At 61.2% G+C, this 26,556-nt stretch carries 27 protein-coding genes and 1 pseudogene; 12 read left to right on the forward strand and 16 right to left on the reverse strand.

What is annotated here, in order from left to right; all coding sequences use genetic code 11:
• Positions 1 to 39: 39 nt before the first annotated feature.
• The 9 genes and pseudogenes from ABSE61_RS14345 to ABSE61_RS14385 all read right to left on the reverse strand — a co-directional run bounded on the left by ABSE61_RS14345 (position 40) and on the right by ABSE61_RS14385 (position 8,654).
• A pseudogene (locus tag ABSE61_RS14345) lies at positions 40 to 343 on the reverse strand (PilZ domain-containing protein).
• A gap of 268 nt (positions 344 to 611) precedes the next feature.
• A complete protein-coding gene (locus ABSE61_RS14350; protein ID WP_423871779.1) occupies positions 612 to 1,760 on the reverse strand; it encodes an ABC transporter substrate-binding protein in 1,149 nt (382 codons plus the stop codon).
• Between the two features lie 53 nt (positions 1,761 to 1,813).
• Positions 1,814 to 2,230, reverse strand: a complete 417-nt coding sequence (locus ABSE61_RS14355; RefSeq protein WP_423871780.1) for an acyl-CoA thioesterase — start codon at positions 2,228 to 2,230, stop codon at positions 1,814 to 1,816.
• Between the two features lie 11 nt (positions 2,231 to 2,241).
• Positions 2,242 to 3,003 carry an SDR family NAD(P)-dependent oxidoreductase gene (locus ABSE61_RS14360; RefSeq protein WP_423871781.1) on the reverse strand — a complete coding sequence of 254 codons (762 nt, stop codon included), beginning with the start codon at positions 3,001 to 3,003 and terminating at the stop codon, positions 2,242 to 2,244.
• A 26-nt stretch (positions 3,004 to 3,029) separates the two neighbouring features.
• A complete protein-coding gene (locus ABSE61_RS14365; RefSeq protein ID WP_423871782.1) occupies positions 3,030 to 4,928 on the reverse strand; it encodes a feruloyl-CoA synthase in 1,899 nt (632 codons plus the stop codon).
• A 230-nt stretch (positions 4,929 to 5,158) separates the two neighbouring features.
• Positions 5,159 to 5,620 carry a DUF3237 domain-containing protein gene (locus ABSE61_RS14370; protein ID WP_423871783.1) on the reverse strand — a complete coding sequence of 154 codons (462 nt, stop codon included), beginning with the start codon at positions 5,618 to 5,620 and terminating at the stop codon, positions 5,159 to 5,161.
• Positions 5,621 to 5,639: 19 nt separating this feature from the next.
• Positions 5,640 to 6,959, reverse strand: a complete 1,320-nt coding sequence (locus ABSE61_RS14375; RefSeq protein WP_423871784.1) for a TRAP transporter large permease — start codon at positions 6,957 to 6,959, stop codon at positions 5,640 to 5,642.
• Positions 6,960 to 6,966: 7 nt separating this feature from the next.
• A complete protein-coding gene (locus ABSE61_RS14380; RefSeq protein WP_423871831.1) occupies positions 6,967 to 7,476 on the reverse strand; it encodes a TRAP transporter small permease in 510 nt (169 codons plus the stop codon).
• 161 nt (positions 7,477 to 7,637) lie between these two features.
• Positions 7,638 to 8,654, reverse strand: coding sequence for a TRAP transporter substrate-binding protein (locus ABSE61_RS14385; RefSeq protein WP_423871785.1), 1,017 nt, complete (start codon positions 8,652 to 8,654; stop codon positions 7,638 to 7,640).
• A 221-nt stretch (positions 8,655 to 8,875) separates the two neighbouring features.
• On the opposite strand from ABSE61_RS14385, the gene pobA reads away from it, so the two are divergent.
• Both pobA and ABSE61_RS14395 read left to right on the forward strand, forming a co-directional pair.
• Entirely contained in the window at positions 8,876 to 10,045 is a 1,170-nt protein-coding gene (gene pobA / locus ABSE61_RS14390; protein WP_423871786.1) for a 4-hydroxybenzoate 3-monooxygenase, read from the forward strand.
• Positions 10,046 to 10,127: 82 nt separating this feature from the next.
• The gene (locus tag ABSE61_RS14395; RefSeq protein ID WP_423871787.1) at positions 10,128 to 10,550 is read left to right on the forward strand and encodes a PaaI family thioesterase; all 423 of its coding nucleotides are present in this window, start codon (positions 10,128 to 10,130) and stop codon (positions 10,548 to 10,550) included.
• On the opposite strand, the gene ABSE61_RS14400 is transcribed toward ABSE61_RS14395, so the two are convergent.
• Positions 10,547 to 11,440, reverse strand: a complete 894-nt coding sequence (locus ABSE61_RS14400; RefSeq protein WP_423871788.1) for a LysR family transcriptional regulator — start codon at positions 11,438 to 11,440, stop codon at positions 10,547 to 10,549. The genes ABSE61_RS14395 and ABSE61_RS14400 overlap by 4 nt on opposite strands.
• 111 nt (positions 11,441 to 11,551) lie before the next feature.
• Here ABSE61_RS14400 and ABSE61_RS14405 point away from each other — a divergent pair, with 111 nt between their 5' ends.
• Entirely contained in the window at positions 11,552 to 12,184 is a 633-nt protein-coding gene (locus ABSE61_RS14405; protein ID WP_423871789.1) for a pyridoxamine 5'-phosphate oxidase family protein, read from the forward strand.
• On the opposite strand, the gene ABSE61_RS14410 is transcribed toward ABSE61_RS14405, so the two are convergent.
• Positions 12,181 to 12,909 (reverse strand): glutathione S-transferase family protein, encoded by a 729-nt coding sequence (locus tag ABSE61_RS14410; RefSeq protein ID WP_423871790.1) that lies wholly within the window; start codon positions 12,907 to 12,909, stop codon positions 12,181 to 12,183. The two genes, ABSE61_RS14405 and ABSE61_RS14410, sit on opposite strands and share 4 nt — an antisense overlap.
• Before the next feature lie 223 nt (positions 12,910 to 13,132).
• On the opposite strand from ABSE61_RS14410, the gene ABSE61_RS14415 reads away from it, so the two are divergent.
• Both ABSE61_RS14415 and ABSE61_RS14420 read left to right on the forward strand, forming a co-directional pair.
• Entirely contained in the window at positions 13,133 to 13,831 is a 699-nt protein-coding gene (locus ABSE61_RS14415; protein ID WP_423871791.1) for a helix-turn-helix transcriptional regulator, read from the forward strand.
• Positions 13,832 to 13,833: 2 nt separating this feature from the next.
• Positions 13,834 to 14,169: a YkgJ family cysteine cluster protein gene (locus ABSE61_RS14420; protein ID WP_423871792.1), complete on the forward strand. Its 336-nt coding sequence runs from the start codon at positions 13,834 to 13,836 to the stop codon at positions 14,167 to 14,169.
• A gap of 29 nt (positions 14,170 to 14,198) precedes the next feature.
• On the opposite strand, the gene ABSE61_RS14425 is transcribed toward ABSE61_RS14420, so the two are convergent.
• Together ABSE61_RS14425 and ABSE61_RS14430 are read right to left on the reverse strand one after the other, a co-directional pair.
• On the reverse strand, positions 14,199 to 14,609 hold the full coding sequence (locus tag ABSE61_RS14425; RefSeq protein ID WP_423871793.1) for a hypothetical protein: 411 nt from the start codon (positions 14,607 to 14,609) through the stop codon (positions 14,199 to 14,201).
• A 121-nt stretch (positions 14,610 to 14,730) separates the two neighbouring features.
• Positions 14,731 to 15,084 (reverse strand): DUF3307 domain-containing protein, encoded by a 354-nt coding sequence (locus ABSE61_RS14430; RefSeq protein ID WP_423871832.1) that lies wholly within the window; start codon positions 15,082 to 15,084, stop codon positions 14,731 to 14,733.
• A gap of 408 nt (positions 15,085 to 15,492) precedes the next feature.
• Here ABSE61_RS14430 and ABSE61_RS14435 point away from each other — a divergent pair, with 408 nt between their 5' ends.
• Genes ABSE61_RS14435 through ABSE61_RS14445 form a run of 3 tightly spaced genes read left to right on the forward strand, consistent with a single transcriptional unit; the run spans position 15,493 to position 18,823 of the window.
• Positions 15,493 to 16,893, forward strand: a complete 1,401-nt coding sequence (locus ABSE61_RS14435) for a TAXI family TRAP transporter solute-binding subunit (protein WP_423871794.1) — start codon at positions 15,493 to 15,495, stop codon at positions 16,891 to 16,893.
• A 17-nt stretch (positions 16,894 to 16,910) separates the two neighbouring features.
• A complete protein-coding gene (locus ABSE61_RS14440; RefSeq protein ID WP_423871795.1) occupies positions 16,911 to 18,023 on the forward strand; it encodes a cyclic nucleotide-gated ion channel in 1,113 nt (370 codons plus the stop codon).
• A gap of 20 nt (positions 18,024 to 18,043) precedes the next feature.
• A complete protein-coding gene (locus ABSE61_RS14445; protein WP_423871796.1) occupies positions 18,044 to 18,823 on the forward strand; it encodes an enoyl-CoA hydratase/isomerase family protein in 780 nt (259 codons plus the stop codon).
• A 123-nt stretch (positions 18,824 to 18,946) separates the two neighbouring features.
• On the opposite strand, the gene ABSE61_RS14450 is transcribed toward ABSE61_RS14445, so the two are convergent.
• Complete coding sequence (locus ABSE61_RS14450) at positions 18,947 to 19,636, reverse strand: nitroreductase (protein WP_423871797.1); 690 nt, start codon at positions 19,634 to 19,636, stop codon at positions 18,947 to 18,949.
• A 113-nt stretch (positions 19,637 to 19,749) separates the two neighbouring features.
• Here ABSE61_RS14450 and ABSE61_RS14455 point away from each other — a divergent pair, with 113 nt between their 5' ends.
• Together ABSE61_RS14455 and ABSE61_RS14460 are read left to right on the forward strand one after the other, a co-directional pair.
• A complete protein-coding gene (locus ABSE61_RS14455; protein WP_423871798.1) occupies positions 19,750 to 20,901 on the forward strand; it encodes an alpha/beta fold hydrolase in 1,152 nt (383 codons plus the stop codon).
• A gap of 118 nt (positions 20,902 to 21,019) precedes the next feature.
• Complete coding sequence (locus ABSE61_RS14460; protein WP_423871833.1) at positions 21,020 to 21,289, forward strand: hypothetical protein; 270 nt, start codon at positions 21,020 to 21,022, stop codon at positions 21,287 to 21,289.
• A gap of 58 nt (positions 21,290 to 21,347) precedes the next feature.
• On the opposite strand, the gene ABSE61_RS14465 is transcribed toward ABSE61_RS14460, so the two are convergent.
• Positions 21,348 to 22,070 (reverse strand): hypothetical protein, encoded by a 723-nt coding sequence (locus ABSE61_RS14465; RefSeq protein WP_423871799.1) that lies wholly within the window; start codon positions 22,068 to 22,070, stop codon positions 21,348 to 21,350.
• Positions 22,071 to 22,220: 150 nt separating this feature from the next.
• On the opposite strand from ABSE61_RS14465, the gene mbfA reads away from it, so the two are divergent.
• Positions 22,221 to 23,192 carry an iron exporter MbfA gene (gene mbfA / locus ABSE61_RS14470; protein WP_423871800.1) on the forward strand — a complete coding sequence of 324 codons (972 nt, stop codon included), beginning with the start codon at positions 22,221 to 22,223 and terminating at the stop codon, positions 23,190 to 23,192.
• A 90-nt stretch (positions 23,193 to 23,282) separates the two neighbouring features.
• Positions 23,283 to 24,755, forward strand: a complete 1,473-nt coding sequence (locus tag ABSE61_RS14475) for an amidase (RefSeq protein ID WP_423871801.1) — start codon at positions 23,283 to 23,285, stop codon at positions 24,753 to 24,755.
• Here the strand turns inward: ABSE61_RS14475 and ABSE61_RS14480 are convergent.
• Positions 24,752 to 26,524, reverse strand: a complete 1,773-nt coding sequence (locus ABSE61_RS14480) for an acyl-CoA dehydrogenase family protein (protein WP_423871802.1) — start codon at positions 26,522 to 26,524, stop codon at positions 24,752 to 24,754. The genes ABSE61_RS14475 and ABSE61_RS14480 overlap by 4 nt on opposite strands.
• Between the last annotated feature and the right edge of the window lie 32 nt (positions 26,525 to 26,556).

Raw genomic sequence — 26,556 nt, forward strand, 5'->3', positions numbered from 1 at the left:
ATTTGCCCTGATCTATCGGTCGGTAAACCTCTGCATTTTTCAAGGACGTTTTACGCGCTTCTGTTCGGCCTTGTTGTTTGTCAGAAAGCGTATGCCTGCGATCGTGCCGTCAAGCCAAACCAGCTCACAGCGTCGAAACGCCAGCCCGGTCGATGACAGGACCAAAAAGAATTCCTTGGCCTGCAAGAGGTCGGTCGTTCCCTCGATTTCAAGCCTTGCCCCCGTCGACGACACGTCGCGCATCATGCAACTGCCGCCGCCACGTACCATCGACGCCCATGAGGTTCGCAGGGTAGGCGTGTTGAAACTGAACCCGGTCCGATTTGCGATTGCCCCAGGTCACGCGATCCCTTTCGCGCAGCCGCATCACCATACCTGGTGGACGCCTGCGCCTTTACGTCTTCCGGCAAAGTCAGGATGGTTCATGACGGCGGCCGAACAGGTCAGCGCAATAACGCGCGTTATCTGCCAATCGATTTTGATAGCGTGATAGCTTCCAAAGCGGAACCTAGTTTCGAACGATTAATGAAGCGTGATGATTACAGCCTCGTGATCCGCGCGGCCGACGGACTTCATTTTCATATTCAGAAAATTTCAGAAAGTGCGGCCTCTCACATCGCCGGGATGTATTTGCCGTCCTTCACCGTCAGCAGAATGCGCGAACGATCGTCGAGGCCGGAGCGATCCTTTTCGGTCCAGTTGTAGACGCCCTGCGTCGCCGCGATTTCGCGTTCGCTCATGAAGCCCTGACGAATCGCTTCGCGGAATTCGCTCGTACCCGGCTTGGCGCTCTTGAGCGCGGCCGGAATTACACGCTTGAGAACCTCGAATGCGTCATAGGCGTGGCCGGCGAACTGGCTGCGGCTGTTGGCGCCATATTTGGTTTCGTAAGCTGTATTCAGCGCGAGGCCCGGCTTTTTGGTGAGCGCGCCATCCGCCTGACCTTCCGGATTCATCACCGGGCCCGACGCCATGATCACACCTTCGGCCGCAGGACCTGCGATCCGGATGAAATCCATGCTGGCGGCGCCGTGGGTCTGATAGATCAGGCCCTTGTAGCCACGTTCGCGCAACGCCGACTGCGGCAGGCCTGCCGCGGTGCCGGACGCGCCGACCAGGATCGCATCGGGATTGGCGGCGACGAGCTTCAGCACCTGGCCAGCGACCGACGTATCCGGCCGCGCAAAGCGTTCCTCGTCGACCAGCGTCAGCCCCATCGGACCACCCTGACGTTTGAAATCGTCAAACCAGAGATCGCCGTAGGAATCGGAGTAACCGATATAGCCAACGGTTTTGATGTTGTGCGCCTTCATGTGCTCATACAGCACCTTGCCCATGATCGGCACCGGCTGGGGCAGCACAACCGACCATTTGGCGCGCTCCGGCGTCACCGGAAACGGCGCCAGACCGATATGAGGAATGCCGGCCTCGGCGGCGACATTGGAGATCGCAATCGTCGGCGGCGTGGTCGAAGACCCCACAATGACGTCGGCCTTCGATTCCGTGACGAAGCGCCGCGCATTGGTGGTGGCATTGGTCGGATCGCCGCCGTCGTCGAGCACGATAACCTTGAGCGGGATGCCTGCGATTTCCTTCGGCACGAATTCGAGCGCATTGCGCTCGGGCACCCCTAACGCGGCGGCGGGCCCCGTCGTGGAAATCGAGATGCCAATCGTGATTTCGCTTGTCTGCGCACCGGCCGGCGACACCGGCAACGCGATGACGGCGAGCGCGGCCGCAATGAGAACCATCCTGTTCATGAATTCCTCCCTCATTTTATCTCGTTGTTTCGCTCTCGCTTATCGAGCGGTTATCACTTCATGAATTTCGCAACGATTTCCTCGGGCACCGGAGCCGACTTCAGACGGCTGGGTTCGTCGGGGTGATGCCCGACCAGCACCCGCGTCTCGAACGCCTCGATTGCAAGCCGCTCGCCCTTGTAGACCTTGTGGGTCACCTCGAAGCTCGACCGCTTGAAGCCATCGACCCGGCTTTCGATCGTGATCCAGTCGCCATGGGTCGAGGAGATATAGAATTTGGCCCGCGTGTCCACCATGGGAATGCCGACCAGGCCGTATTTCCTGACGATGTCCTGCTTGGAGAAGCCGGCCGCCTCGAACATGATCGAGGTCGAGTCATCGAACATTTCGAAATAGCGCGGGTAATAAACGATATTGGCGGGGTCGCAATCGCCCCACTGGATTTGCACATCCCTGCGATGAACGAACATTCCGATCGGTCCTACTTCGGCGCCATCCGCAGCGAAGCATCGAGCCGCACCACTTCGCCGTTCAGATAAGGATTATCGATCATCTGCATCACGAGCGAGGCAAATTCTGTGGGATCGCCGAGGCGGCGCGGAAACGGAATTGCGGCGGCGAGCGAATCCTGCGCTTCCTGCGGCAGGCTGGCGAGCAGCGGTGTCAGGAACAGGCCCGGCGCAATCGCCAAAACCCGAATACCGAACTGCGCGAATTCGCGTGCGATCGGCAGCGTCATCGCGACAATGCCGCCTTTCGAGGCCGAATAGGCCGCCTGCCCGATCTGGCCGTCATAGGCGGCGATCGAGGCGGTGGAGATCACCACGCCGCGTTCACCATTCGACAGCGGCTCGAGCTTCGACATATCGGCAGTCGCGAGCCTCAGCATGTTGAAGGAGCCGATCAGGTTGATCTTGATGACGCGGTCGAAATCGGCGAGCGGCATTGGCCCCTCGCGGCCGATCACCCGCTTGGCGACGCCGATGCCGGCACAGTTGATCAATACCCGCGCCGGGCCATGGGCCTTGGCAGCTGCGGCAAGCGCGGCTTCCGCCGACGCCGAATCTGAGACGTCGCAGGTCACGGCGACGCCGCCGATCTCGGCCGCCACTGTTTCCGCCAACTTGGTATTGAGATCGCACACCGCGACCTTGGCGCCGTCCTTGGCGAGCCGCCGCGCAGTGGCGGCGCCCAAACCGGACGCACCGCCGGTGACAATCGCAGCCTGACCTTTCAATTGCATGACTTCCTCCTGAAATATTTCTCGGCTTAAGGCGATATCACGTCGGCGTCCGGCGTGGGCGAATAAAGCGTTTCAACCGTGGCCCTGCGGTGGTCGAGCACCGCGCGCTGGTTGATCGATCCCTTGTCGGTGACTTCGCCGCGATCGATCGAGAGCGGCGCATCGAGCAGAAGCGCGCGGGCAACACGCGTCGAGGAGCCGGTCGCGGCTGAATGAAATGCGGCAAATCGCTGCCGGAAGGCGCGGCGGACTTCCGTATCTTGCGCGCAGACGGCGACGTCGTTGGAAGGCAGCGCCGGGTTGATCAGGCGGCAGCCTTCGAGATCGAGCACGACCAGTGCGGTGACGTCGTCGCGGTTGATGCCGGCGATCACGACGTCGCGCACCAGAGGCGCGCACGCCGCGATGAAGCGGGCGCGCAGCGGACCGACGCTGACCCAGGTGCCACTTGCCAACTTGAAATCCTCGGCAATGCGGCCATCGAAGTCGAGACCGGCCGAAAGATCGCCCGCGACCGCGGGTTTGGCGGCATCGCCGAATTTGTAAAATCCCTCCTCGTCGAAGGCGGCCAGGGTGAGATCGGGTTGGCGCCAATAACCCGGCGTGACATTGGGCCCCCTGACGCGCAATTCGTGCTTGCCGTTGGCCGGCACGAGTTTGATTTCGTTGCCGGCAACCGGAAGCCCGATATGGCCGGAGCGGCTGGTACGCGGATTGACTGAGACGCTCATTGGCGCGCTCTCGGTGGCGCCCAGCCCCGTCAGCATCGGCACGCGGAAGCCGGTTTCCAAGACCGAGAGTTCGTCGAGGCTATTCCAGACGAAGGGCGACATCGCCGCTCCCGAGAAAAACATCGCCTGCAAGCGGCGGAAGAAGGTTTGCCGCAACTGTGCGTCGTCGCGCAGATAAGGCAGCAACGATTCGTAACCTTTCGGGACATTGAAATAGACCGTCGGCGAAATCTCGCGCAAGTTTCGCACGGTCGCCTCGATCCCGCCGGGCATCGGCTTCCCGGCATCGAGATAGATCGAGCCGCCGTTGAACAGCACCAGCCCGAGATTGTGGTTGCCGCCAAAAGTGTGATTCCACGGCAGCCAGTCAACGATGACCGGCGGCTCCTCTTTCAGGAAAGCCAGGGTCTCGCGGATCATGACCTGATTGGCGCAAAGCATCCGCTGCGTGTTGATGACGGCCTTGGGATTGCCGGTCGAGCCCGACGTCAGCAGGAATTTGACGATCGTGTCGGGACCGGTCGCCCGATACGCATCGCCGAGATCGGAATGCAACGGTTTGATCAGCAAATCGGAAAACTTCGTGACCGCGCGGCCGGACAGCGTGCCGCGGGAGGCCACGACTTCGACGTCTCCGGAAACGTTCGCTTGCAAGGCGGCTGCGAATTGATCCGCGTCCTCGACGAAGACCAGTCCCGGCGTCAGGAGCTTCATTAGATATGAAAGCTTGCCGTAGTCTTTGGAGATCAACGAATAGGCCGGCGACACCGGACAAAACGGCACGCCCGCGACCATGGCGCCGAACGACATCAGCGCATGGTCGATCGAGTTGCCGGACAGAATCAGAAGCGGCCTCTCGGCCGACAGGTCGCGCGCCAGCAAGCCGGACGCGATGCTATGGCTTGAGCTCAGAAGTTCTGCGTACGTGATCTTGCGCCAGCCGCCATGATGATCGCGCTCGGCCATGAAAAGGCGGTCTGGCGCAACGGCGGCCCAATGATGCAGGGAATCGGTCAGCCGGGCTGGATATTCAACGATCGCCTGTTGCGGCATGAGATAGATGGTGCCGTCGTCGCGGCGATCGATCGTGACTTTGGGATCGCTAAACGAAATCGGACGCAACGGAGGCAAGCTGACGCCCGATGACGGCAGGTCACCGCTCGCTTGCAAGGACAGGTCGGCTTTCGCGCTCATGTCCGGTGCTCATCCTCCCGATTAGTTATGTTTTATAACTAATTTGGTTGGAGTCAATAATTCCGAGGCCGATGGCGATGGTCTTTATCCCTCCCCCGCGGAACGCGTGGGGAGGGTGGCCGTCGCGAAGCGACGGTCGGGTGGGGGCGTGAGTGAGTGTAAACGAAAAAGTCCAATAGCTTTTCTAGATTCCCCACCCCGCAAAGGGGAGGGATAAGAAAGGACATGACTCACAACACCTGATGCACGTCGATCACGACACGATCGGTGTGACGGGCGGCGGATGCCACGAACAGGCTTTGCATCAGCCAGCGATATTTTGGTGCTCCGGTTTCAAACCGCGGCACGGTGCGGAAATAGAGCAGCGCCGGATCGACCGCATCGCCACGGTTGAGCCTTTGCACGAGTTCGGCCGGCCCCCGGCGGATGCCTCTGTTCTCGACATAGATCACCGCGCCATCGTCCGTTTCAACCGCGTATTTCGCCTCGAGCTCGATCGAGGAATCCGGCCGCACGATCTGGAAATCCGCCCCAAAGGCGCAGACCTTCCCGCTGATGTCGCGGCCCCTCACCTCGCCGCCAACGATCGGAACGATACGGCGCTCGCCGGTGCCGATATCGCCGACTGACACGATACCGGCGACGTGAGCGGTGATGGTGAAGACGTAGCGGGTCGCAAGGAGAGGCCCCATCGAATCACTCCGTGACTTGTCAACGCGCCATCATGTGTTGCGGCAACCAGGTCGCCAGCAGCGGAAATGAGATCAGGATAATCAGGCGAACGATATCGGTAACGACAAAGGGAATAACGCCCTTGAAGATCGTGGTGAAGGAGACGTCCTTGACCACGCTCTTGATGACAAAGACGTTCATGCCGACCGGCGGATGGATCAGGCCGAGTTCGACCGTCATCACGATGATGACGCCGAACCAGATCGGATCAAATCCGAGTTGGGAGACCACCGGAAAGATGATCGGTACGGTGAGGATGATCATCGCCATGGCGTCCATCAGGCAGCCCAGTACCAGATACATCACCATGATCACCGCGAGCACGCCGTAGCTGCCGAGACCGAGCCCGGTGAGGAATTCAGTCACCTTTTGCGGCGTCTGCGTCACCGTGAGGAAATAGCCGAAAATCAAGGCGCCGATCAGCACCGTGAACACGGCCGCCGCCGTCCGCGTCGCCTGCAATAGCGAGGCGAGGATTTTCTCCTTGTCGAGCCGGCCGGTGAAGACGCCGATCAGAAACGCGCCGGTCGCACCGACGCCGCCGGCCTCGGTCGGCGTAAAGCGCGGCAGATAAGGCAGGCCGTAAAGGCCGCCGATGACGAAAACGAAAAGCAGAACCGGCGCCCAGATATCCCCAAGCGTGGCAAAACTCTCGCGCCATGACGTTTGCGTGCCCTTGGGGAGGAAGCCCGGCCGCAAATAGCCGATCAGCGCAATCGTCATCATATACATCGTCATCGCGAGCAGGCCGGGGATGATGCCGGCCATGAACAGTTTGCCGATGTCCTGCTCGGTGATGATGCCGTAAACCGCGAGCACGGTCGACGGCGGCAGCATCGCACCCAGGGTGCCGCCGGCTGCAATCACGCCGGTCGCAAAAGACTGCGGATAGCCGAAGCGGCGCATTTCCGGATAGGCCACGGCGGAAAATGTCGCGGCGGTCGCAACCGACGAGCCGCAGATCGCGGCGAAGCCGCCGCAGGCCGCGACCGTCGCGATCCCGAGACCGCCGCGCAAATGCCCAACAAAACCATTGGCGGCGCGGAACAGGTCACGGCTCATGCCGGAATGACTGACGAAAGTCCCCATCAACAGGAACATCGGAATCACACCGAACGTATAGTCGGTCACCGTGCGCATCGAGGTTTGACCGACCAGCTTGAGCGCCGGCGTGAAGCCGACGAGATAGCCGAAGCCGGAGACGCCGACGAGGCCCATCGCCATGCCGACCGGCACGCGCAGCAACATCAGCGCGAACAACGCGACAAATCCGAGGACGGCGACGGCATCCGTGCTCATGCCGCGCTCACTCCGTGCTCTTGAACTGGGGGTCGTGCATGTCTTCCGGATGGAAGATCAGCCGGTAGGTCCGGATTGCAATCAGAAGCACGGCAGAGACGTCGCCGATCCAGGCGACCGCGAAGAACGGCCAGGTGGGCAGGTGCATGTCGAAGGTCGTGACATGGTCCTGATAGGTGCCGCGCACCTTGTCAAACAGCGTCCAGGTCTGCACCGTCACCACGAACAGAAGTACCAGTGTCGCGAACACGTCGATCATGCGCTGGTATTTCGGGCCGACATTGCCCCAGATGAGATCGACGGTGATGTGGGTGCCGCGATAGCTGGTCGCGGCAATACCCCAGAAGATCAGAATGCCGAGCAGCATGCGGCCGATATCGAAGGAATCGGGAATCGAATAACTGAAAATATTTCGCAACAGCACCGCGACGAAAATATTGACGGCGACGATGCCGACAAAGCCCGCCGCGATCCACTCGATCGTGTCGATGAAGCGATCCATGAAATGGCGCATCAGCTATCGCTCCGAGAATGCTCGGGTTGGTTTGCCGCTAAAGCGCACTGGTTTTCACACGACATCATCATCGCGCTTTAGCTTGTCCTTTTCGCATGTCTCCGCGCAAACGCTTTCGCGTTTGTCGCGAGGGAAAACCGCTACACACTTTTCCGGATCATGCGTTACGGCGTCAGGGCGTTGTACTTGGTGAGCGAAGCGCGCAACTCAGTGAGCGCGGCATCAGGATCGACGCCCGCCTTGCGCACCCCGTCGCCCCAGGTCTTGATCAGTGGCTCGGAGGCTTTCTTCCACAACGCGGTCTGTTCCGCCGTCAGCTGGTAGACGTCTTGGCCCGCTTCCGCCTTCACCTTGTCGAGGCCAGAGTCTTCGAACTTGCCCCAGAGCTCGCCGACGCGCCCGGCAGCCTCGGTGTTGCAGTTGTCGTCGATCGCCTTTTTCTGGCGCTCCGACATGTCGTTGTATTTGTCCTTATTGATGACAAAGACGAAGGTCGTGACGTAAAGCGGCGCGTCCATCTGGAATTTCGTCACTTTGTCGATGCCGAACAAGACCAGCGATCCCCATGGGAAGGTGACGGCATCCGCCACGCCGCGCTCGATGATGTCGCGGACTTCCGGCGCGGAGGATTGCACATTGGTGCCGCCAAGCAGCGTCACGAAATTCGCGATCGTCGCGTCGGCGGGGCGAATCTTCATGCCCTTGATGTCGTCGGGCACGACGATCTTCTTGGTGCGGGAATGAAATGAAGACGGAGAATGGATGAAGGCGAGACAGAATTTGACGTCCTTCATCTCCTTGTCGGCATATTTGCGGTACCAGGCGTCCAGCCCCATCGAGCCGCCCTTGGCGTCCGACATCAGGAACGGCAATTCCCCGGCGCCGATGACCGGGAAGCGCCCGGGCTGATAGCCGGGATTGACGTAGGTGACGTCGGCGATGCCGTCGCGCGCCATGTCGTAATGATCGAACGCCTTGCCGAGCTGCTGTGCCGGATAGACGCGGGACTTGATCGTGCCGCTAGAGGCCTTCTCGACCGCGGCGCCCCAATCTTCCAGCGCCTTTTGCAAGGGATGCGATGCCGGCACCCAATGCGATAGCTTCAACTCGAAGGTTTTTTCCTGCGCGAAAGCGGCAGTCGTGCTGACGGCCAGCAGCAAGGCCAGCAGGGCTTTTCTCATTGGTCTCCCTCCCCGGGACGAACGCGGGCTTGGCTCAGCCGTCTTTATTTAACATGTTATATACAGCGCAATTGGCTTTCAAGGCGCGCGGATTGCCTGGGGCCACACGTCGAGCGTGCCTTCCAGCGTGCCTTGGCAGACCGTTATACGTTATAATCAGTTTTGGCGCTTGCATATGACGATTGCGGATCGCAGGCTGACGCCATCGGGGAGAACGCGCGTTGCGGACGAAAATAGCCATCATCGGCGCCGGGCCTGCCGGCCTTTTGCTTGGTCAGTTGCTGCACACCTGCGGCATCGACAACGTCATTCTGGAACGTCACACGCCGGACTATGTGCTTGGCCGCATCCGGGCCGGCCTTCTGGAGGGGGGCACCGTCGCACTGCTCGATGAGGTCGGCGCCGGCGAGCGCGCGCACCGCGAAGGCCTGGTCCATGAAGGCATCGAGCTTGCCTTTGGCGGAGAGCGCCACCGGATCGATCTGCATCGGCCCAGCGGAAAAACGGTGATGATCTACGGCCAGACCGAGGTGACCCTCGATCTGATGAACGCCCGGCGCGCCGCCGGGCTCACCAGCATTTACGAGGCTGAACACGTCAAGCCGATCGATTTCGACACCGACCATCCCCGCGTCTCCTATGTCAAGGACGGCATCACCCACGAGATGACGTGCGACTTCATCGCTGGATGCGACGGCTTTCACGGCGTCAGCCGCGCCAGCGTCGAACCAACCGCGATCGCGACTTATGAGCGGATTTATCCGTTCGGCTGGCTCGGCATCCTCTCGGAAACCCCGCCGGTCAGCCATGAGCTGATCTATTCCAATCACGCGCGAGGATTCGCGCTGTGCACCATGCGTTCGACCAAGCGCAGCCGCTATTACGTGCAATGTCCGCTCGAGGATCACGTCGACCAGTGGCCGGACGACCGGTTTTGGGACGAGTTGAAGCGGCGCCTCGACCAAAAAGCCGCCGATGAACTCATTATCGGCCCCTCGATCGAAAAGAGTATCGCGCCCTTGCGCAGTTTTGTCGCCGAGCCGATGCGGTTCGGACGCATGTTTCTTGCCGGCGATGCCGCCCACATCGTGCCGCCGACGGGCGCCAAGGGGCTCAATCTCGCGGCCAGCGATGCGCATTACCTGGCGCAGGCGTTCCGCGAATATTACGACGAGAAATCCACCGCCGGAATCGACGCCTATTCCGCCAAAGCGCTGTCGCGCGTCTGGAAAGCCGTGCGCTTCTCTTGGTGGATGACGTCCATGCTGCACCAGTTCCCGGACACCGGCACCTTTGGCGCCCGGATTCAGCTCGCCGAACTCGATTATGTCGTGAATTCGGCGGCGGCCGCCGCGTCGCTGGCTGAAAACTACGTCGGCCTGCCGTATTAGTTTTCCGTTTTAAACTTTGTAGGCGGTGATTTTCGTTCTTCTCTTGTCTTCAATGGCCGCTCACTCAGAGTGAGGGTCATCCATGATGGCGTCCGATATTCCCGAAGGTTTCGAACGCCAAACCCGGCGTAGCCCCCTCACCGATCCTTGGGAGCCGATCTATTCGAAGCAAACGCCTGACGCGATCATCCTGGGACTTCGACTGGCCACGGCGCACACCAACGCGCGCGGCTTCGGCCATGGTGGGTTGATTGCGGCGCTCACCGATAAAGCCATGGGCCATAGTTGCGGCCACAAGATGCGCGGCGCTCACTCGCTGGTGACGGTCAGCATGTCGATCGATTTCATCAGCAGCGCCCAAATCGGTCAGTGGCTCCTGTTCGAGAGCGAGGTGATCAAGACCGGTGGCACGCTTTGTTTTGCGCAGTGCCGCGTCACCACCGATGACGCCGTAATTGCCCGCGCCAACGGAACGTTCCGCGTAGTGAAGAAAGAACTAGCCTAACCAAAGTGCCAGTCGCTGATTTCGACCACGAGATCGATGAAGGTGCGCACCTTCGCCGACAGCAACCGCGAGGTCGGGTAGATCATATGGATCGGCAGCGCCGGCTGCTCGAATTTTGTCAACACGGCTTTGAGGCGGCCGCGCTTGATCGCTTCCGCAGCCTGATAGGCCAGCACCCGCGTCAAGCCGCCGCCCGCCTCCGCATACCGGATCGCGGCGTCTGCCGAATTGGTCGACAAGCGCGGTGAATGGTCCAGGCGGACTTCGTTTCCGCCTTCGACGAATCGCCATTCATCCGAGCCCGCCGCGCCGCCGAACTGAATGGTATCGTGCGCGGCGATGTCCTGAGGCCTCTTCGGCTCGCCGCGGGCCCTCAGATATCCAGGCGAGGCCACCGTGATCCGCCGCATCTCGCCGACATGGCGCGCCACCAGCGAAGAATCGGCCAGATGGCCGATCCGGACCGCGAGATCGATGCCCTCCTCGACCAGATTGATCATACGATCCTCCAACCTCAATTCGGCGGACACCTCGCGGTAGCGCTTGAGATAGGCCGTCAGCACGGGGCTGACGTGAAGACGCCCGAAGCCGACCGGCGCGGAGATCACGAGCCGCCCGCTCGGGCGGGCGCGTTCGCTTTCGGCCGCGATCTCGGCTTCCTCGACATCGGCGAGAATTCGCCTAGCACGTTCGAGATAGCGCGCGCCCGCATCGGTGAGCGTCACCGACCGCGTGGTCCGCTGCAACAAACGCGTGCTGAGATGATTCTCCAGCCCCGCAATCAGCCGCGTGACCCCGGAGGGCGACAGGCCAAGCTTGCGCGCGGCCGGGGCGAACCCCTTGAGATCCGCAACCGTCACAAAAGCCTGCATCGCGTCGAGCCGATCCATTGCATTATTTCATATATTGCAATGATCTGCTGTCAACCGCGGTGATTGTTTTAGAAGGGGATGGGGACCATTTCTACGTCGAAGAACGATCACTATCTCCGGAGATTTCCGATGTCAGAAACCCATCTTTATTCCAGCGATGTCGGGTTCACTCCCGCCGTCAAGGCGATCCAGACACGCAAGGGATCGCGCGAGGCCTATGCCCATGTCGAGGAACGCGGCGGCTGGCGCACCGAGGTCGATGAAAACCTCGCGGCGTTCCTGGCCGAGGCCAATAGCTTCTATCTTGCAACCGCGTCCGCCGATGGTCAGCCCTATATCCAGCATCGCGGAGGGCCGAAGGGCTTTATCCGGATTCTCGACAAGAACACGCTCGCCTTTGCCGACTACAAGGGAAACCAGCAATTCATCACGCAAGGGAATTTATCCGAAAATCCCAAGGCCTATATTTTCGTGATGGATTATGCCCACCGCCGCAGGGTCAAGCTGTGGGGCGAAGCGCGAATCGTCGAAGACGATCCCGCGCTTCTAAAATCGTTGATGCCTGGAGGTTATCGGGCGCGCCCCGAGCAGGCGATCCTGTTTCGGATCTCCGCCTGGGATACCAATTGCCCGCAGCACATTCCGCAGAAATTCGATGCGGCTGACGTTGCCGCGGCACTTGCCTCGCGCGATACGCACATCGCGGAGCTTGAGGCGGAACTCGCCGCGCTCAAGGGAGCGAGCGGCGAGGCCACATCTTAGGCCGCCTCGCGGAGCGGGGCCCAGGCGAATTCCGGATAATATCGTCCCATCATCCGGTCGACGTAAGCGACCAGGTTATCGAATTGTTGGGCTCGCTCGCGCAACGACGAGATAAAGAACGGCGTTAGAATTCCGGCCAACATGCCAAACGCGGTCGCATCCGCGCCGCAGGGGGTTTCGCCCGTCAGATATGACTTGTCGCCAAGCTGCAGCGACAACGCGAGCAGCGAGCGCACGGCGAGATCGACATCCTCATCCGGCGCATGCCGGCCGAGACCGCTGATCAGATAATTCTCGGCAACGCGGAATTGCGCATCTTCGCGCAGCTTTTCGCGCATATGCGCCGGCGCGCCGTCAAAGAAGTGCGCCGGCCCTTTGGCGAAATTTTCCGGATTGACCCAGCGTGCACCGACCAGCGCCCAGTACATATGATGTTCGATCATGCGTTCGAACGCCCAGGCCTGCGCCCGCTGCTGCAGATTAAGCGGCGCGTCGAAATCGAAGCCATATTTGCCCTCGAGATGCGCGCGGATGAACGTCGAATCGGCGATCGCCTCGGCATCGTCCTGGATGTAGGGCAACTGCCCCTTCGGCGATGCCGTCGGCCTGGCCTTTTCCTTGACGTAGGCGAGGCCCGCCATCTTGAGCTGGACCTCGGTTTTGGTCACGAAGGGGCTGATTTCCGGCAGGCCGAAGCCGGGGCCAAAGCCATAGAGCGTAATCACTGGAGCACTCCCATTCTCCTGAGAAACCGCGTCAGACTAGCCGTGGCCTGCTGCCACCGTGGTGTCAGCAGCGGCGCCAGTATCGCCCAGAGATCCAGGCCGTAGAGTATGATCATGGGACAACCCCTCTCGATTTGAGTCTTGCCCCCGGTATACTTGCCAGCTGCTGCCAACGTGGTGTCAGCATCGAATGACACTGTCGGAAAAAGATACGAGACCTCCGATGCGACGTGCCGATCGTCTGTTCCAGATCATCCAGGTGCTCCGACGCACCCGCAAGCCGATGACCGCGGATGCAATCGCGGCCGAACTGGAAACCTCCAAGCGCACGATCTATCGCGATATCACAACCTTGATGGAGCAACGGGTACCGATCCGCGGCGAGGCTGGCGTGGGCTATATCCTCGAAAAGGGCTTCGACCTGCCGCCCTTGATGCTGACACCCGACGAGATCGAGGCTGCGGTGCTTGGCGCGCAATGGGTCGCCGGCCATGCCGACGAAGCGTTGTCACGCGCCGCGGCCGACTTGATTGCGAAAATCGCCGAGACCGTGCCGGAGCGGTTGCGGCCGTTCGTGCTCGAACCGGCGAGCCGCGCCCGTCCGGGATGGCGCAAGGAGCCCGACTGCATCGATATGGGGCGAACACGGACGCAAATCCACGAGGGACGAAAGATCGCGCTGCGCTATCGGGACGAGCACGGGCGCGACAGCGAGCGCACGATCTGGCCGATCGCCATCGGCTATCTGGAGGCGGTGCGACTCCTCGCCGCATGGTGCGAATTGCGCCGGGACTTCCGCAGCTTTCGCACCGACCGCGTCATCGATGCGGTCTATCTCGAGGAAAAATACCCCGAGCGGCGCGACTTATTACGGGCGAAATGGCGGCGCAGCCTGGTCTGGGAAGCCCCGAGCGATATCTGAATATGGAAACCGGCAAGCCATCTGCGAATTCCGAAAGCCCGTGCCAGTCGTGCGGCGCCTGCTGCGCCTATTCGCAGAACTGGCCACGCTTTTCGACCGAAGACGACGCGGCGCTCGACCTCATTCCGGCAAAGTTCGTCAACGAGAGACAATCCGGCATGCGCTGCGACGACAACCGTTGTTCGGCGCTGGCGGGGCGGGTCGGGGTTGAAACCTCTTGCGTGATCTATGCCGTGCGGCCCGAAGTGTGCCGCACCTGCATGCCCGGCGACGCCGAATGCGCTCTGGCGCGCAGCAAATGGGGACTGCCGGCGTTGGCGTCCCTTGCCCTGGAATGAAAAAGCGAAGGTTAAGCCGTAACGGCCTTTTATGCCGTGACAGCCTTGGCGAACTCGGCAAAATCCTCGTCGTCGAGTTCGTCCTCGATCGGCGCTACCGTCGAGAGCGGTTTGGTGGAGAGCGTGATTGGTTTGCGGCCGCCAACAGACACCGACGACGTCCGCGCCGCCGGTTCGCGCGACAGTCCGTAAAGCGTCGAGCCGACGCGACCGCCGACCTGGACCAGGTCCTGCTCGCTGCAGCTTGCCGCAATCGTCAGCGCCAGCGAATAAAGGTGGCTCCGGCGATAGCAGAACAGCGCCAGCATGGCCCGAACATCGGGCGAAACGCTTGCTACCAACTGCGGCAGGCCGTGTTCGCTGGCACGATACATTTCACCGAGCAGGTCGTCCTGGACCGGGCAAAAATCGTTCTCGAAGGCATCGCGGCTTGAAAACATCTGCATATCCCCTGATGTGGAGGATGCAATGCGACTCTCTAACGAAAGGTTAACCACGGCCCCCAGTAGTGTCACGGGAGACTTGATCGAAAGGGCTTCATCGGAACCGCATTCGACCGAATCAGTTCGCGGCCATGAAGATCGACAGGCCGAAGTCGGTGAGGTGGTGCAGCGCCTGGTCCACGCCGATCAACGTCCAGAACCACGGATGGTGGTTTTCCTGTGTCACGCCCAGTCGCGACGACACCAGCCCCTTGCAACGATCGACCGTGAAATGAATGACAAAATCGATCACGGCCAAGAACCAGAACCGGGGCGCGACGATCAGGATAAACACAAGTGCGACCGCGAAATGCACGCCGCAATGGGCGAGCAGCGGAAGAAACCAGCCGGTTCTCTGATCCTTGCCGATCGCCATCCATGACGTTTGCAGCACGAAATCGGCGATGACGTGCTTGACGGTCAGGAGCACCATCCATCCGATCAACGCGCCGAGAGGTACTGACGCGGACATGGGGGGAAACGACAATCTGAAGCCCTCGGGCGTGAATGACTGGGTAAAAACTTGCGGAGCTTCAATGCGACTTCTTCTCAGCCCCCGACAAATCGGGTCACGGTTCCCGTTTTTATGGCATCTCCTAGTCCGGAATGCACCACCAGCATCCTGGAAAAACGCAGGGTGTGACCGAACGGCACATTCCTGGAGTTGACAGACGCGTAAACCGACCCCGGACCGCACCAGGAGTAAGGTTACTGAAGGCGGTTGGTTTGCAATTCGTCGTCATGCGGATATCATGGCAACTTATAAAATTATCGTTCTTTTTTAGGTATTTAGGACAGCATGGGCGCGATTTCGGCGCCCTTTGAGTTGCGGATATGGGCCATGAGTGCTGAAGTCCCAACGCCATCATCCGACACGCGACGTTCGCGCCGACCGCTTCTCAACAGCAACCGCAAACAAGTGGTCCTGTTTGCGGCGCTGACATTGCTCTTGACGGTTGCAACCGTATGGGGCGGCCGTGTCTGGCTCAGGAATTCCGAAACGTTGACCTTCGCCGTCGGCGAGACCAACGGGCTTGAGGCCCGTTTTGCCGCCAGGCTTGCCGCCATGCTCAAGGCGACCTCCTCGCGGCTCCGGATCAAGATCATTCGCAACGCCGACAATGCCAGGGCGCTTGCCCAGTTCGACCGCAAACTGGCTGACCTCGCCGTGCTGCGAACCGATGCGAAAATCCCGCCCCGCGCCCGCTCGATCGCGATCCTCGAACACGACGTGCTGATTCTGATCAGCCCCGGCGACAAGAAAATCAAATCGCTGGCAGAATTGAAGAAAAAGAAGATCGCGCTGCTGACAAGCGGCAACAGCAACGTTGCTTTCATCCGCAATGTTCTCGACGTACCTGAAGGAGCAGATGCCAGTTGGCGGCTGCAACTGGCGCCGCCGAATTCGACGCTCGACAGACTATTCGCATCCGGCGGCTATGGCGCCGTCATTGCCGTCGACCATGCCTCCGCGATCGTAAAGGACAAGAGCTTCGAGCAGATCGCCAAACGCACGCCCTTCACGATCAATGCGATCGACGAATCGAAGGCCCTGAGCCGCCGCTACCCCGGAATTTCGGAGGAAACGCTGGCCACCGGACTGTTGTCCTCGACGCCGCAAATTCCCGACGACGACCTGGATACGGTAGGGCTGCAATGGCTCTTGGTCGGCCAGGCCGCGATTTCGGCCAACACCGCGGGCGAACTGGCGCGCACCATCTATGAGAACAAGGCAGAGCTTGCGCTCGACGACGGCTTCGCCTCCAAGATCGAACCGGCCGAGGTCGACAAGACCGCCTTCGTTGCCGCCCATCAGGGCGTCACCGAATATATCAACGACACCGCCAAATCGTTCCTGGAACGTTATAGCGACCTTGGCTATTTCGGTGCGGCCGTGCTCAGCATCATCGGCTCGCTGTTTGTCGCGCTTTATACCAAGGTGACGCGGGTGGCGCCGGAGAAAGCCAGCGAACTCGCAACCGCCATTCTCGACATCGGCGAGCGGGTCGCGCATGCCCAGACGATGGAAGCGCTCGACAGCGTTCAAGACGAACTCGAAAGCGTGCTGCGCGGCGCGGTGATCGGACTGCGCGACGGCACCATTTCCAGCGATGGACTCGACACGTTCAAGCTCGGATACGAATTCGTGCGCGACGAGATCGGCATGCGGCGCGAGAGCCTGAAGCGGCAGGGCGGCCACGACGACAATGTCGTGATCGTCAAGACCGCGCAAAGCGCTTAAGGACACATCGGCGCCCCATGTCCACATCGCCTTTTCCCGCACGTCTAGAGAAGTTCGTGACCGCGACGACCGGCCGCAACATGACCAAGGCGGCCTATGTCGCCGTCACCTGCGGCGTTGCGATGATGGTACTGCTGACGGTCGAGCCGGCCTACTCGGCCCTGCACGCCGGCGTCGACGCGCTGCTGTGGGCGTGTCTCGCCTATTTTGTCTTCGAATGGGTGATCAGGCTGCGCTACGCAGCCCGTACCGGCCACCGGTCGGCCTATTTGTTTTCCTTCCGGGGCATCGTCGATGCGATCTCCGCGCTTGCAGTGCCCGTCGCGCTGGCGACAGGGAGCAACCCCAAATCGTCCTGGCTGCTCGGCATGTTCTGGGTCCTCAAGGTCGTGCCCGGCATTCGCGGCCTGCGGCAATTGCGCCGGGTTCTGGTGCAGGAATCCGGACCGCTGTTGAGCGTGCTCGTGATCTTCCTGGTGGTTCTCTTCATGGCGTCGATTGCGGAATTCTATCTCGAGCACGATGTCCAGCCGATGGCGTTCGGCAGCGTTCCGGCCGCCTTGTGGTGGGCGGTCGCTACCCTCACCACGACCGGATATGGCGATGTGGTGCCGATCACCCCGCTCGGCCGCATCATCGCGGCCGGTGTCATGATCTGCGGCCTTGGCGTATTCGGCCTGTGGACCGGTATCCTCGCCACTGGATTCGCCGCCGAAACCCGCCGCGATAATTTCCTGCGAACCTGGGAATATGTCAGCAAGGTGCCGTTCTTTGCCTCGCTTGGCTCCGCTGCGATCGCCGACGTCACGCAGATGCTGCGGACCATCGACCTTCCGGCACGCACCACCATCATTCGCCAGGGCCAGTCCGGCGACTGCATGTATTTCATCGCCAGCGGCGAGGTCGAGGTCGATTTGCCGGGCAAGAAAGTGGCACTTGGCGAAGGCGCCTTCTTTGGCGAAATGGCGCTGCTCGGCAATAGTCTACGCTCAGCCAACATCACCACGACGCGGGTGTCGCAATTGCTGGTGCTCGATCTCGTGGACTTTCGGCTGCTGATGGCGCGCCACCCCGATATCGCCGAGACCATCGATGCCGAGGCCAAGCGGCGCGTGCTGGAGAATAAGTAACAAAATAACGGAGAAAAAGAATGTCGGAAACCGACGCAAGCCCGCCGGTGCTGGAACGCCAGGGCGCACGCGCCACCATTCGCTTGAACCGGCCCAGACATCTCAATCGATTGCAGGCCGACGATCTCGACGTGCTGATGAAGCTGTTTGCGGAGATCGAAACGGATTCCGCGGTCCGTGTTCTGGTTCTCACCGGCACCGGCCGCGCCTTCAGCGCGGGCTATGACCTCAATTCCGTAGCCGAGCGCGCCACCAGCGAGGTCGAACAGAAAAGCGCCGGCTCAGCCTTCGAGGCGGTCGTCAACCGGCTCGAAGATATCGGCGTTCCCACGATCTGCCGGCTCAATGGCGGGGTCTATGGCGGTTCGACCGATCTGGCGCTCGCCTGCGATTTCCGCATCGGCGTCGACGCTTGCGAAATGTTCATGCCGGCCGCCCGGCTCGGCTTGCACTACTATAAGAGCGGCATTGCGCGTTACGTGGCACGGCTCGGGCTCGACAACGCCAAGCGGTTGTTTTTGACCGCCGAGAAAATCGGCGCGTCGGAAATGCTGCGGATCGGCTATCTGACGTCGATGGTTCCGGCCGAAGCGCTGGACGAAGAGGTCGACAGGCTGGCCGGCGTCCTCGCTGGAAACGCACCGGTCGCGATGCGCGGCATGAAGCGCACCATCCACGAGATCGCGCGCGGCAAACTTGATGAAGAGGCCGCCGACAGCCGGCACCGCGACAGCATGCGCGGCGAGGAGATCAAGGAAGGCATCAAGGCCTTTGCCGAGAAACGCCCGCCAAGGTTTTGATGAAACTCCTATCTTGTCTCGGTGCGCATTCTTCGTCATGGCCGGGCTCGTGCCGGCCATCTACGTCATTGAAGGACGCGTAAGACGTGGATGCCGGCACAAGGCCGGGCATGACGAGTCCCTTCAATCATCCACAAAACTTGCCGCCTCTGCCAGACTCGCCCGCGAGGTGCGATAGCTGTTGATGCGGTGATCGCGATCTGCATAACCAAACGATATTCCGCATACCACGCGCCTAGTGTCGCCGAGCTTGAAATGGCGCCGGATCAAACCTGACTGATGCGCCAGTGCTGCCTGCGGAATCGTGCCGAGACCGAGCGCCTGGGCCGCCAGCATGAAGTTGCTGACATAAGCACCGCAATCGATCGCGCCATAGACGCCGAGCGCCTCGTCGGTGTGGATGATGGCGACATGCGGCGCGCCAAAGAAGTTGAAATTCTCCAGCGACTGTTTCGCATAGGCAGCTCTGTCGCCGCGTTGAATGCCAAGCGTGTTGTACAACTGAAAGCCGCTTTCCCGTCGCCGTTCGAGATAGACGCCGCGATATTCCCGCGGGAAGGGAAAGTCGCCGTCGTCCATGCCGGAGCTTGCCGCCGCATAAATCTCTTTGCGGAATTTCTCGCGTGCTTCGCCGCTGGCGATCACGATCTGCCAGGGCTGGCTGTTGCACCAGGACGCGGTGCGTTGCGCCGCTTCGAGGATTCGCTCGATGACCGGGCGCGGCACGGGATCGGGCTTGAATGCGCGGCAGGAAAAGCGTTCCCCGAGCAGCTCTTCCAGCACGCCGATCCGCTTCTCGTCTTCCAATCGCATGTGGCATCCTTTCTTCAGCCTTGCGCTCAAGCTAGACGTGGTGGGCCGGCACAGGCAAGCTGGAGCGATGCCGCTCCTTGGGCGGCAAAGCCCGATCGTGACGCGGAGACCGCATGGACATGAATCATCCGCCCATTCCGCTGCCTTCTTCGATTCGCTCCCGCAGCATCGACGGCATCAACGGCCTCACCGTGCACGTGCTGGAATCGGGCTTTGAGACTCAAGGCCGGCCTTGCGTTTTGCTGCTGCATGGCTTTCCGGAACTGGCCTTCAGCTGGCGCAAAGTCATGCCGGCGCTGGCGGACGCCGGCTACCATGTGTTGGCGCCGGATCAGCGCGGCTATGGCCGCACCAACGGATGGGACACGAACTTCGACGGCGACCTCGCGCCGTTCCGGCTGACGAACCTGGTGCGCGACGCGCTCGGGGTCGTCACAGCGTTCGGCCATCGATCGGTCGCGGCCGTCGTCGGGCACGATTTCGGCAGTTCGGTCGCGGCATGGTGCGGCGTGATCCGGCCCGACGTATTTCGATCGGTCGTCTTGATGAGCGCGCCGTTCGCAGGACCGCCGCAAATCGCACTGAACACGGCCGACACGCCGCCAGAGCCGAAGCGTGAAGACCCGGTGCATCGCGAGTTGGCCGCGTTGCCACGGCCGCGCAAGCATTATCACTGGTATTATTCGACACGCGAAGCCGACAACGATTTGTCGCACACGCCACAGGGCATGCATGATTTTCTCCGCGCCTACTACCATCACAAAAGCGCGGACTGGAAAGACAACCAGCCTTATCCGCTGAAATCCTGGTCGGCGGGCGAGCTTGCCAAGCTGCCGACCTACTATGTGATGGATTTCGCGAAAACCATGCCCGAGACGGTCGCGGAAGAAATGCCATCGAGGGAAGCGATCGCCGCCAATACGTGGCTTCCCGATCATGAGTTGGCCGTGTACAGCGCCGAATATCAGCGGACCGGATTCCAAGGCGGCCTGCAATGGTATCGCTGCGGCACGTCGGGTGCCTTCACCACCGAGCTTGAAACCTGGTCGGGTAGAAGCATCGACGTGCCCTCCTGCTTCATCTCGGGCAAACAGGACTGGGGCACCCATCAGCGGCCGGGCGTTTTCGAGACGATGCAAAAAAGCGCCTGCACGCGCATGCTCGACGTTCATCTGGTCGAGGGCGCCGGACACTGGGTGCAACAGGAACAGCCCGGCGAGGTCAGCCGCCTGCTGCTGCAATTTCTCAGCGCGGCCGGCCCTTAGGCAGTTAGCCGATCATTTTAGCCCCGGTGCCAGCACGGCTCTCGGGAACCATTCTAAAATGCTGGCGTTGCCGCCCGACGGGTTTTCCGACCCGACGCAGGAAGTTGAAGGAGGAATTATGCATAAAACGATCACCGGGCTATTGGGCGCAGTGGCAACGCTCGGCGTGGCCCAGGCTGCCCCAACGCCGGACACCAACGATGCTTTGAAGGCGAACTCTTTTGCCGAACTGCTTGAACCAATTCCCAACGCGACGGCGGTTCTGAACGCGATGGACGAAAAGCCCGCTACGGAAAATAACGTTCAGCTTGCTTACCATCATCACCACCATCACCACCACTGGCGGCGGCGACATCACCATCATCACCACCACCACCATTGGCGGTGAACGGACCGCCCGATCAACAGGACCTCTCAAGGTCCTGTTTTTTTGCGTCTCTTCCTGGCTAGGCTTGACGGGTTTTCTCTTTCGCGGCCCGGTGCAGGTGCCGGTAAGTCCCGTCAAATACGGTTTCCGTCGAAGAGGTCCATTCAGTTCCGGCCGAAAGATTCGGTCGATTATTGTAAATGCGGCGCGCCTGAAGTTCGCGCTCGGCAAATTCCTCCGAACTCATGGGCTCGAGCTCGAAATCGGCCTCTTCCGGAATCACGATGATCTGCGCAAATGGCTCTTTCGGCCTGAAGATATGTGTACGTCCCTCGGCCGGCGCCTTGAAGACGCAGAAAAACATCATCGGCCACCAGTTCCGCACCAGGGCCGGGACCGCAATCGGTACGGTGTCGCTGGCGTCGGTGTAGAAGCGCGGATGCGGTTCGGTCCTGATCGCCATGCCCTTCTCGACCTTCAGATCGAGCAGGATCTGGTAGGTGTAGAACGTGTCGCCAAAATTCCGGAATGGCGGCCATTGCAGACCACTGTCGGGCGGATCACCCCAATCGCTCTCCAGAACGAGGTGCCCGTCCCTGGTGCTGACATGCAGTTCATTGTCATAGGGATAGAAGAGTTCAATCCCGTATTGGGCGCCTTCCGAAAACGGAACGCAGTGCCACACCTGTTCGCGTGAACCGTCGGCACGGGGCTCCCGCTTCCCGGCCCACCCGGGGATCTCGAGCTTGGTCCGTCGCGGCGCAAGCCGCGGATCATTGAGTCGATATTTGACCTTTCGCATGACGCTCCCTTGCAAAGTGTCGAAAAGTCGAACGGGCGGGAACCCGAAGGGTTCCCATCAGGCAGGAAGCGACAGGGAACTGCAGGTTTGACCTTGGACGGCCAGCTGTTATAAGTTTAGAACAATTCTAAACTGTACAAAGGCCACGCCGTGAAGAAGTTTGCCGATTTGACCGAGCGGGAAGTGCTGGCGGTGGCGATCGCCTCCGAAGAGGAGGACAGCCGCATCTACATGTCTTTCGCGGAAGACCTCGTGGAGCGTTATCCGGAATCGGCCAAGCTGTTTGAGCAAATGGCGGAGGAGGAAAAAGGCCATCGCCACATGCTGCTGGAAATGTATGAGAAGCGTTTTGGTGCGAATCTGCCGCCGATCCGCCGCGACAACGTCAAAGGTTTTTTGCGCCGCCGCCCGATCTGGCTGACCAAGAATCTCTCGCTCGACGCCATCCGCAAGGAAGTCGCGACAATGGAGTTCGAGGCCGAGCGATTTTACATCAAGGCCGCCGAGCAGACCCAGGATGTCGGCGTCCGCCGGCTGCTCGCCGATCTCGCGGAGGCAGAAAAAGGCCACGAGCACATCGCCGCCAAATTGACCGACGAAATCCTCACCCCCGATGTACGCGCGGACGAAGACAAGACGCGCCGCCGCGTATTCGTGCTGCAATATGTGCAGCCGGGCCTCGCCGGATTGATGGATGGATCGGTATCGACGCTGGCGCCGCTGTTTGCCGCCGCGTTCGCCACGCACCAGAACTGGCAGACTTTTCTGGTCGGCCTCGCCGCCTCGATCGGCGCCGGCATCAGCATGGGTTTTGCGGAAGCCTTGTCGGATGACGGCTCGCTGACCGGCCGCGGCTCGCCATGGCTGCGCGGCGCAGCGAGCGGCATCATGACGGCACTCGGAGGCCTCGGCCACTCCATGCCCTATCTCGTGCCTGACCGCTGGGCCAATGCCTTCTGGATCGCGACTGCGATTGCTGGCGTCGTGGTCTTCTTCGAACTTTGGGCGATTGCCTATATCCGCGCGCGCTACATGGACACGCCGTTTCTCCAGGCCGTGTTCCAGATCGTGTTGGGCGGCGTCATCGTGCTTGGCGTCGGTATTCTGATCGGCGCGGCCTAGAAAACATTGACGATAACAACGCCGGCCTAGCGGCCGTCATCTTATCCCCGCAATATTCCGGTGCAAGCGAATGCAGACGGGGAGAAAAGCGTGACGACATCGCCGTGGAGTTTTGCGACAGCAACCGAATTGTCGGATGCACTCGCACGAAAACGGGTCTCCGCCGTCGAGTTGGCGGAACACGCGATCGCCCGCATCGAACGCCATGACGGCAAAATCAACGCGGTCTGCGTCCGCGATTCCGAGCGCGCGCTTGAGGCCGCCCGCGCCGCCGACACGACGCGCGGGCGCGGCGAAACGAAGCCGCTGCTCGGTATTCCCCTCACGGTGAAGGAATCCTACAACGTCGCTGGACTACCGACGACCTGGGGTATTCCGGCGCAAAAGGATTATCATCCGAAGGAAGACGCGCTCGCGATCACGCGCATCAAAAACGCCGGTGCCGTCATCCTCGGCAAGACCAATGTGCCGCTTGGGCTCGGCGATACCCAGAGTTACAACGACATCTACGGCACGACCAACAACCCTTACGATCTCACCCGCACGCCCGGCGGGTCTTCGGGTGGATCGGCGGCGGCGCTCGCGGCTGGCTATGGCCCACTATCGCTCGGTTCTGATTTGGCGGGATCGTTGCGCGTTCCGGCCTGCTATTGCGGCATCTTCGCGCACAAGCCGACCCTGTCACTCGTGCCCACACGCGGACACTTGCCGCCGTCATTGCCGCCGCTGCCGCTCGAGCGCGACCTCATCGTCATCGGTCCGATGGCGCGCAGCGCGGCCGACCTTTCGCTTCTGCTCGACGTCATCGCCGGGCCCGATCCGCTGGAAGCCGGCAAGGCTTATCAATTATCGCTGCCGGCGGCGCGACATCATTCGCTGAAGGACTTCCGTGTGCTTGTGATCGACAGCGACCCGCTGATGCCGACAGACACGGTGGTAGGCGCAGCGATTGAGCGGCTGGCGAACGGCCTCGAAAAGGCAGGCGCCGACGTCGCGCGCAAAAGCCCGCTATGGCCGGACTTTGCTGCGACATCCCGGCTTTTCATGCGATTGCTGCTGTCATTCGTCTCGGTCGGACTCGACCCCGAAGCCCATGCCGGTGCGACCGCAGCCTCTGCCAGCCTGCCGGCGGCAGATATCAGCCTGCAAGCCGAGCGGCTGCGCGGCATCGCGCTTAGCCATCGCGACTGGCTGTTGGCCGATGGCGCACGCGCAAGGCTGCGCGCGCAATGGCGCGCCCTGTTCGAGAGTTTCGACGCCGTGATCTGCCCGATCATGCCGACGCCGGCCTATCAGCACGATCATTCATCCACGCCGGATCAGCGCCGCATCAAGATCGACGGCAAGGATTACCCATCCACCGATCAACTGGCATGGCAGGGAATCGCGAACCTGACGGGCCTGCCCGCAACCGCGGTGCCGATCGGCCATTCGCCGGAGGGCCTGCCGGTCGGTGTTCAGATCGTCGGACCGTGGCTTGAAGATCGTACACCGCTCAAGCTTGCCGAGCTGATCGAGCGCGAATTCGGCGGCTTTGTCCCGCCGCCGGCCTTCGACGACTAGGCGGCCAACTCGCCGACCTCGGCCATGCCGAGCGCGGGTTCGCCGAGCAGGGCGTCCGTGATCGCGCGCTGCTTGCCGTCGTCGGCAAGGTGAAACGGATCGCCGGTCGAAAGCCGGTGATCGATCACAAGCCGGGACAATAACAGCCTGCGCGCATCGCCACGCATCTCGTGAATACGGTGAGCTTCCCATGCCAGCGCCACTGCGCTCGCCACATGATACAGCAGGCCGGTGGCCCGGCGCGCCTCGGCTTCGTTGTCGCTGTGGCTAGCAACCTTGCGCGCAAAGCCAATTGCCGCGTCGATGAGCCCTCGCAAGCGGTCACGAAAGGCGACGGGAACGCCGGCGCTGTCGTCGAGCCTCGCATGCAGATCGGCTGCGAGCGCGCTATCTGCCCCATGGCGACCCACCGCCCGCTTCAAGGCATCGATGGCCACGATGTTGCCGGTGCCCTCCCAGATCGAGCCGAGATGCGCATCGCGCAATAATCTGGCGGTGGCGAATTCCTCGATGTAGCCGATGCCGCCGCGCATCTCCATGGCATCGCCGCAGACCTTGCGGGCGTCGCGCGTGGCGCGAAACTTCAGCGTCGGCGTCAGGATCCGCAACAGGAGGGCGGCGTCCTGACTGCCGGCCTCGGCGCGATCAAGCGCATCAGCCGTCAAAAAGCTCATGGACAGCGCCTGCTCGGTGGCGAGCGTGATCTTCATCAACTGTCGCCGTGCCAACGGCAGATCGATAATACGGCCGCCGAACACCACGCGATTTTTGGCGACGGTCATCGCGTCGTGCCAAGCGCGGCGCATCAGTGCGGTGGATTTCACGCCGTTGGAGAGCCGCGACGAGTTGACCATCTCGGCCATCTGCACGAAGCCGCGGTCGAGTTTGCCGACCGCGTACGCAATTGCACCTTCGAGCTTGATCTCGCCTGAAGCCATCGAACGGGTGCCGAGCTTGTCCTTCAACCGCACAATTCGATAATGATTGGGTGAACCGTCATCGAGCGTTCGCGGCATCAGGAACAGACCGACGCCGCGCGTGCCCGGTCCGGCTCCTTCCGGCCGCGCCAACAGCATCACAACCTTGGCGTCCGCGTTCGAGCAAAACCATTTCTCGCCATGGAGCCGCCAGTGATCGCCTTCGGCGACCGCGGCCGTGGTCAACGTGCCGACGTCGGAGCCGCCTTCCTTTTCGGTCATGAACTGACCGCCCTGGGTCAGCCGCTCCATGTCGGTTACCAGGAGGCCATCGAGATATTTTGCCTTCAGCGTCTCGCTGCCGAAATTAGAAAGTAGCTTGGCGCAGCCGTCGGTGACATTGATCGGACAGCCGAGGCCGAACTCGGTCTGATTGAACAGAAACGTAAAGGCATGCTTGGCGACGACGGGATATTTGTCCGGCCAGCCCAAGATGCCCTTGCGAAGCGACATCGCATGAATACCGAACTCGCCGAAGGCGGCGCGTTCGAGCTCGCGATAGGCGGGATGATATTCGATCCATTGCACATCGCGGCCGAAACGGTCGCGCTGATGCAGCACCGGCACATGCCGGTCGGCGAGCCGCGCGCATTCGTCGAGATGACCGCCCGCGAGGCCGCCCAAACGATCAAGATGCGGCTCGATATGGCGAAACAAGGCTTCCGGCAGATGGATCCGCAACAGGTCCGCCAAGGCTGGATCCGTGCGGTAGAAATTCATGCCGGAGGTGTCCGGCGCCAGCAGGCCCGGCCGATCGGAATTCGCAATGCGATTTTGCGAACGCTCCTGCATTGAATTCCCTGGGTTGCTTCCTCATCTGTTGA

The sequence above is a fragment of the Bradyrhizobium sp. genome, from assembly GCF_049519115.1.
Taxonomy (GTDB): Bacteria; Pseudomonadota; Alphaproteobacteria; order Rhizobiales; family Xanthobacteraceae; genus Bradyrhizobium.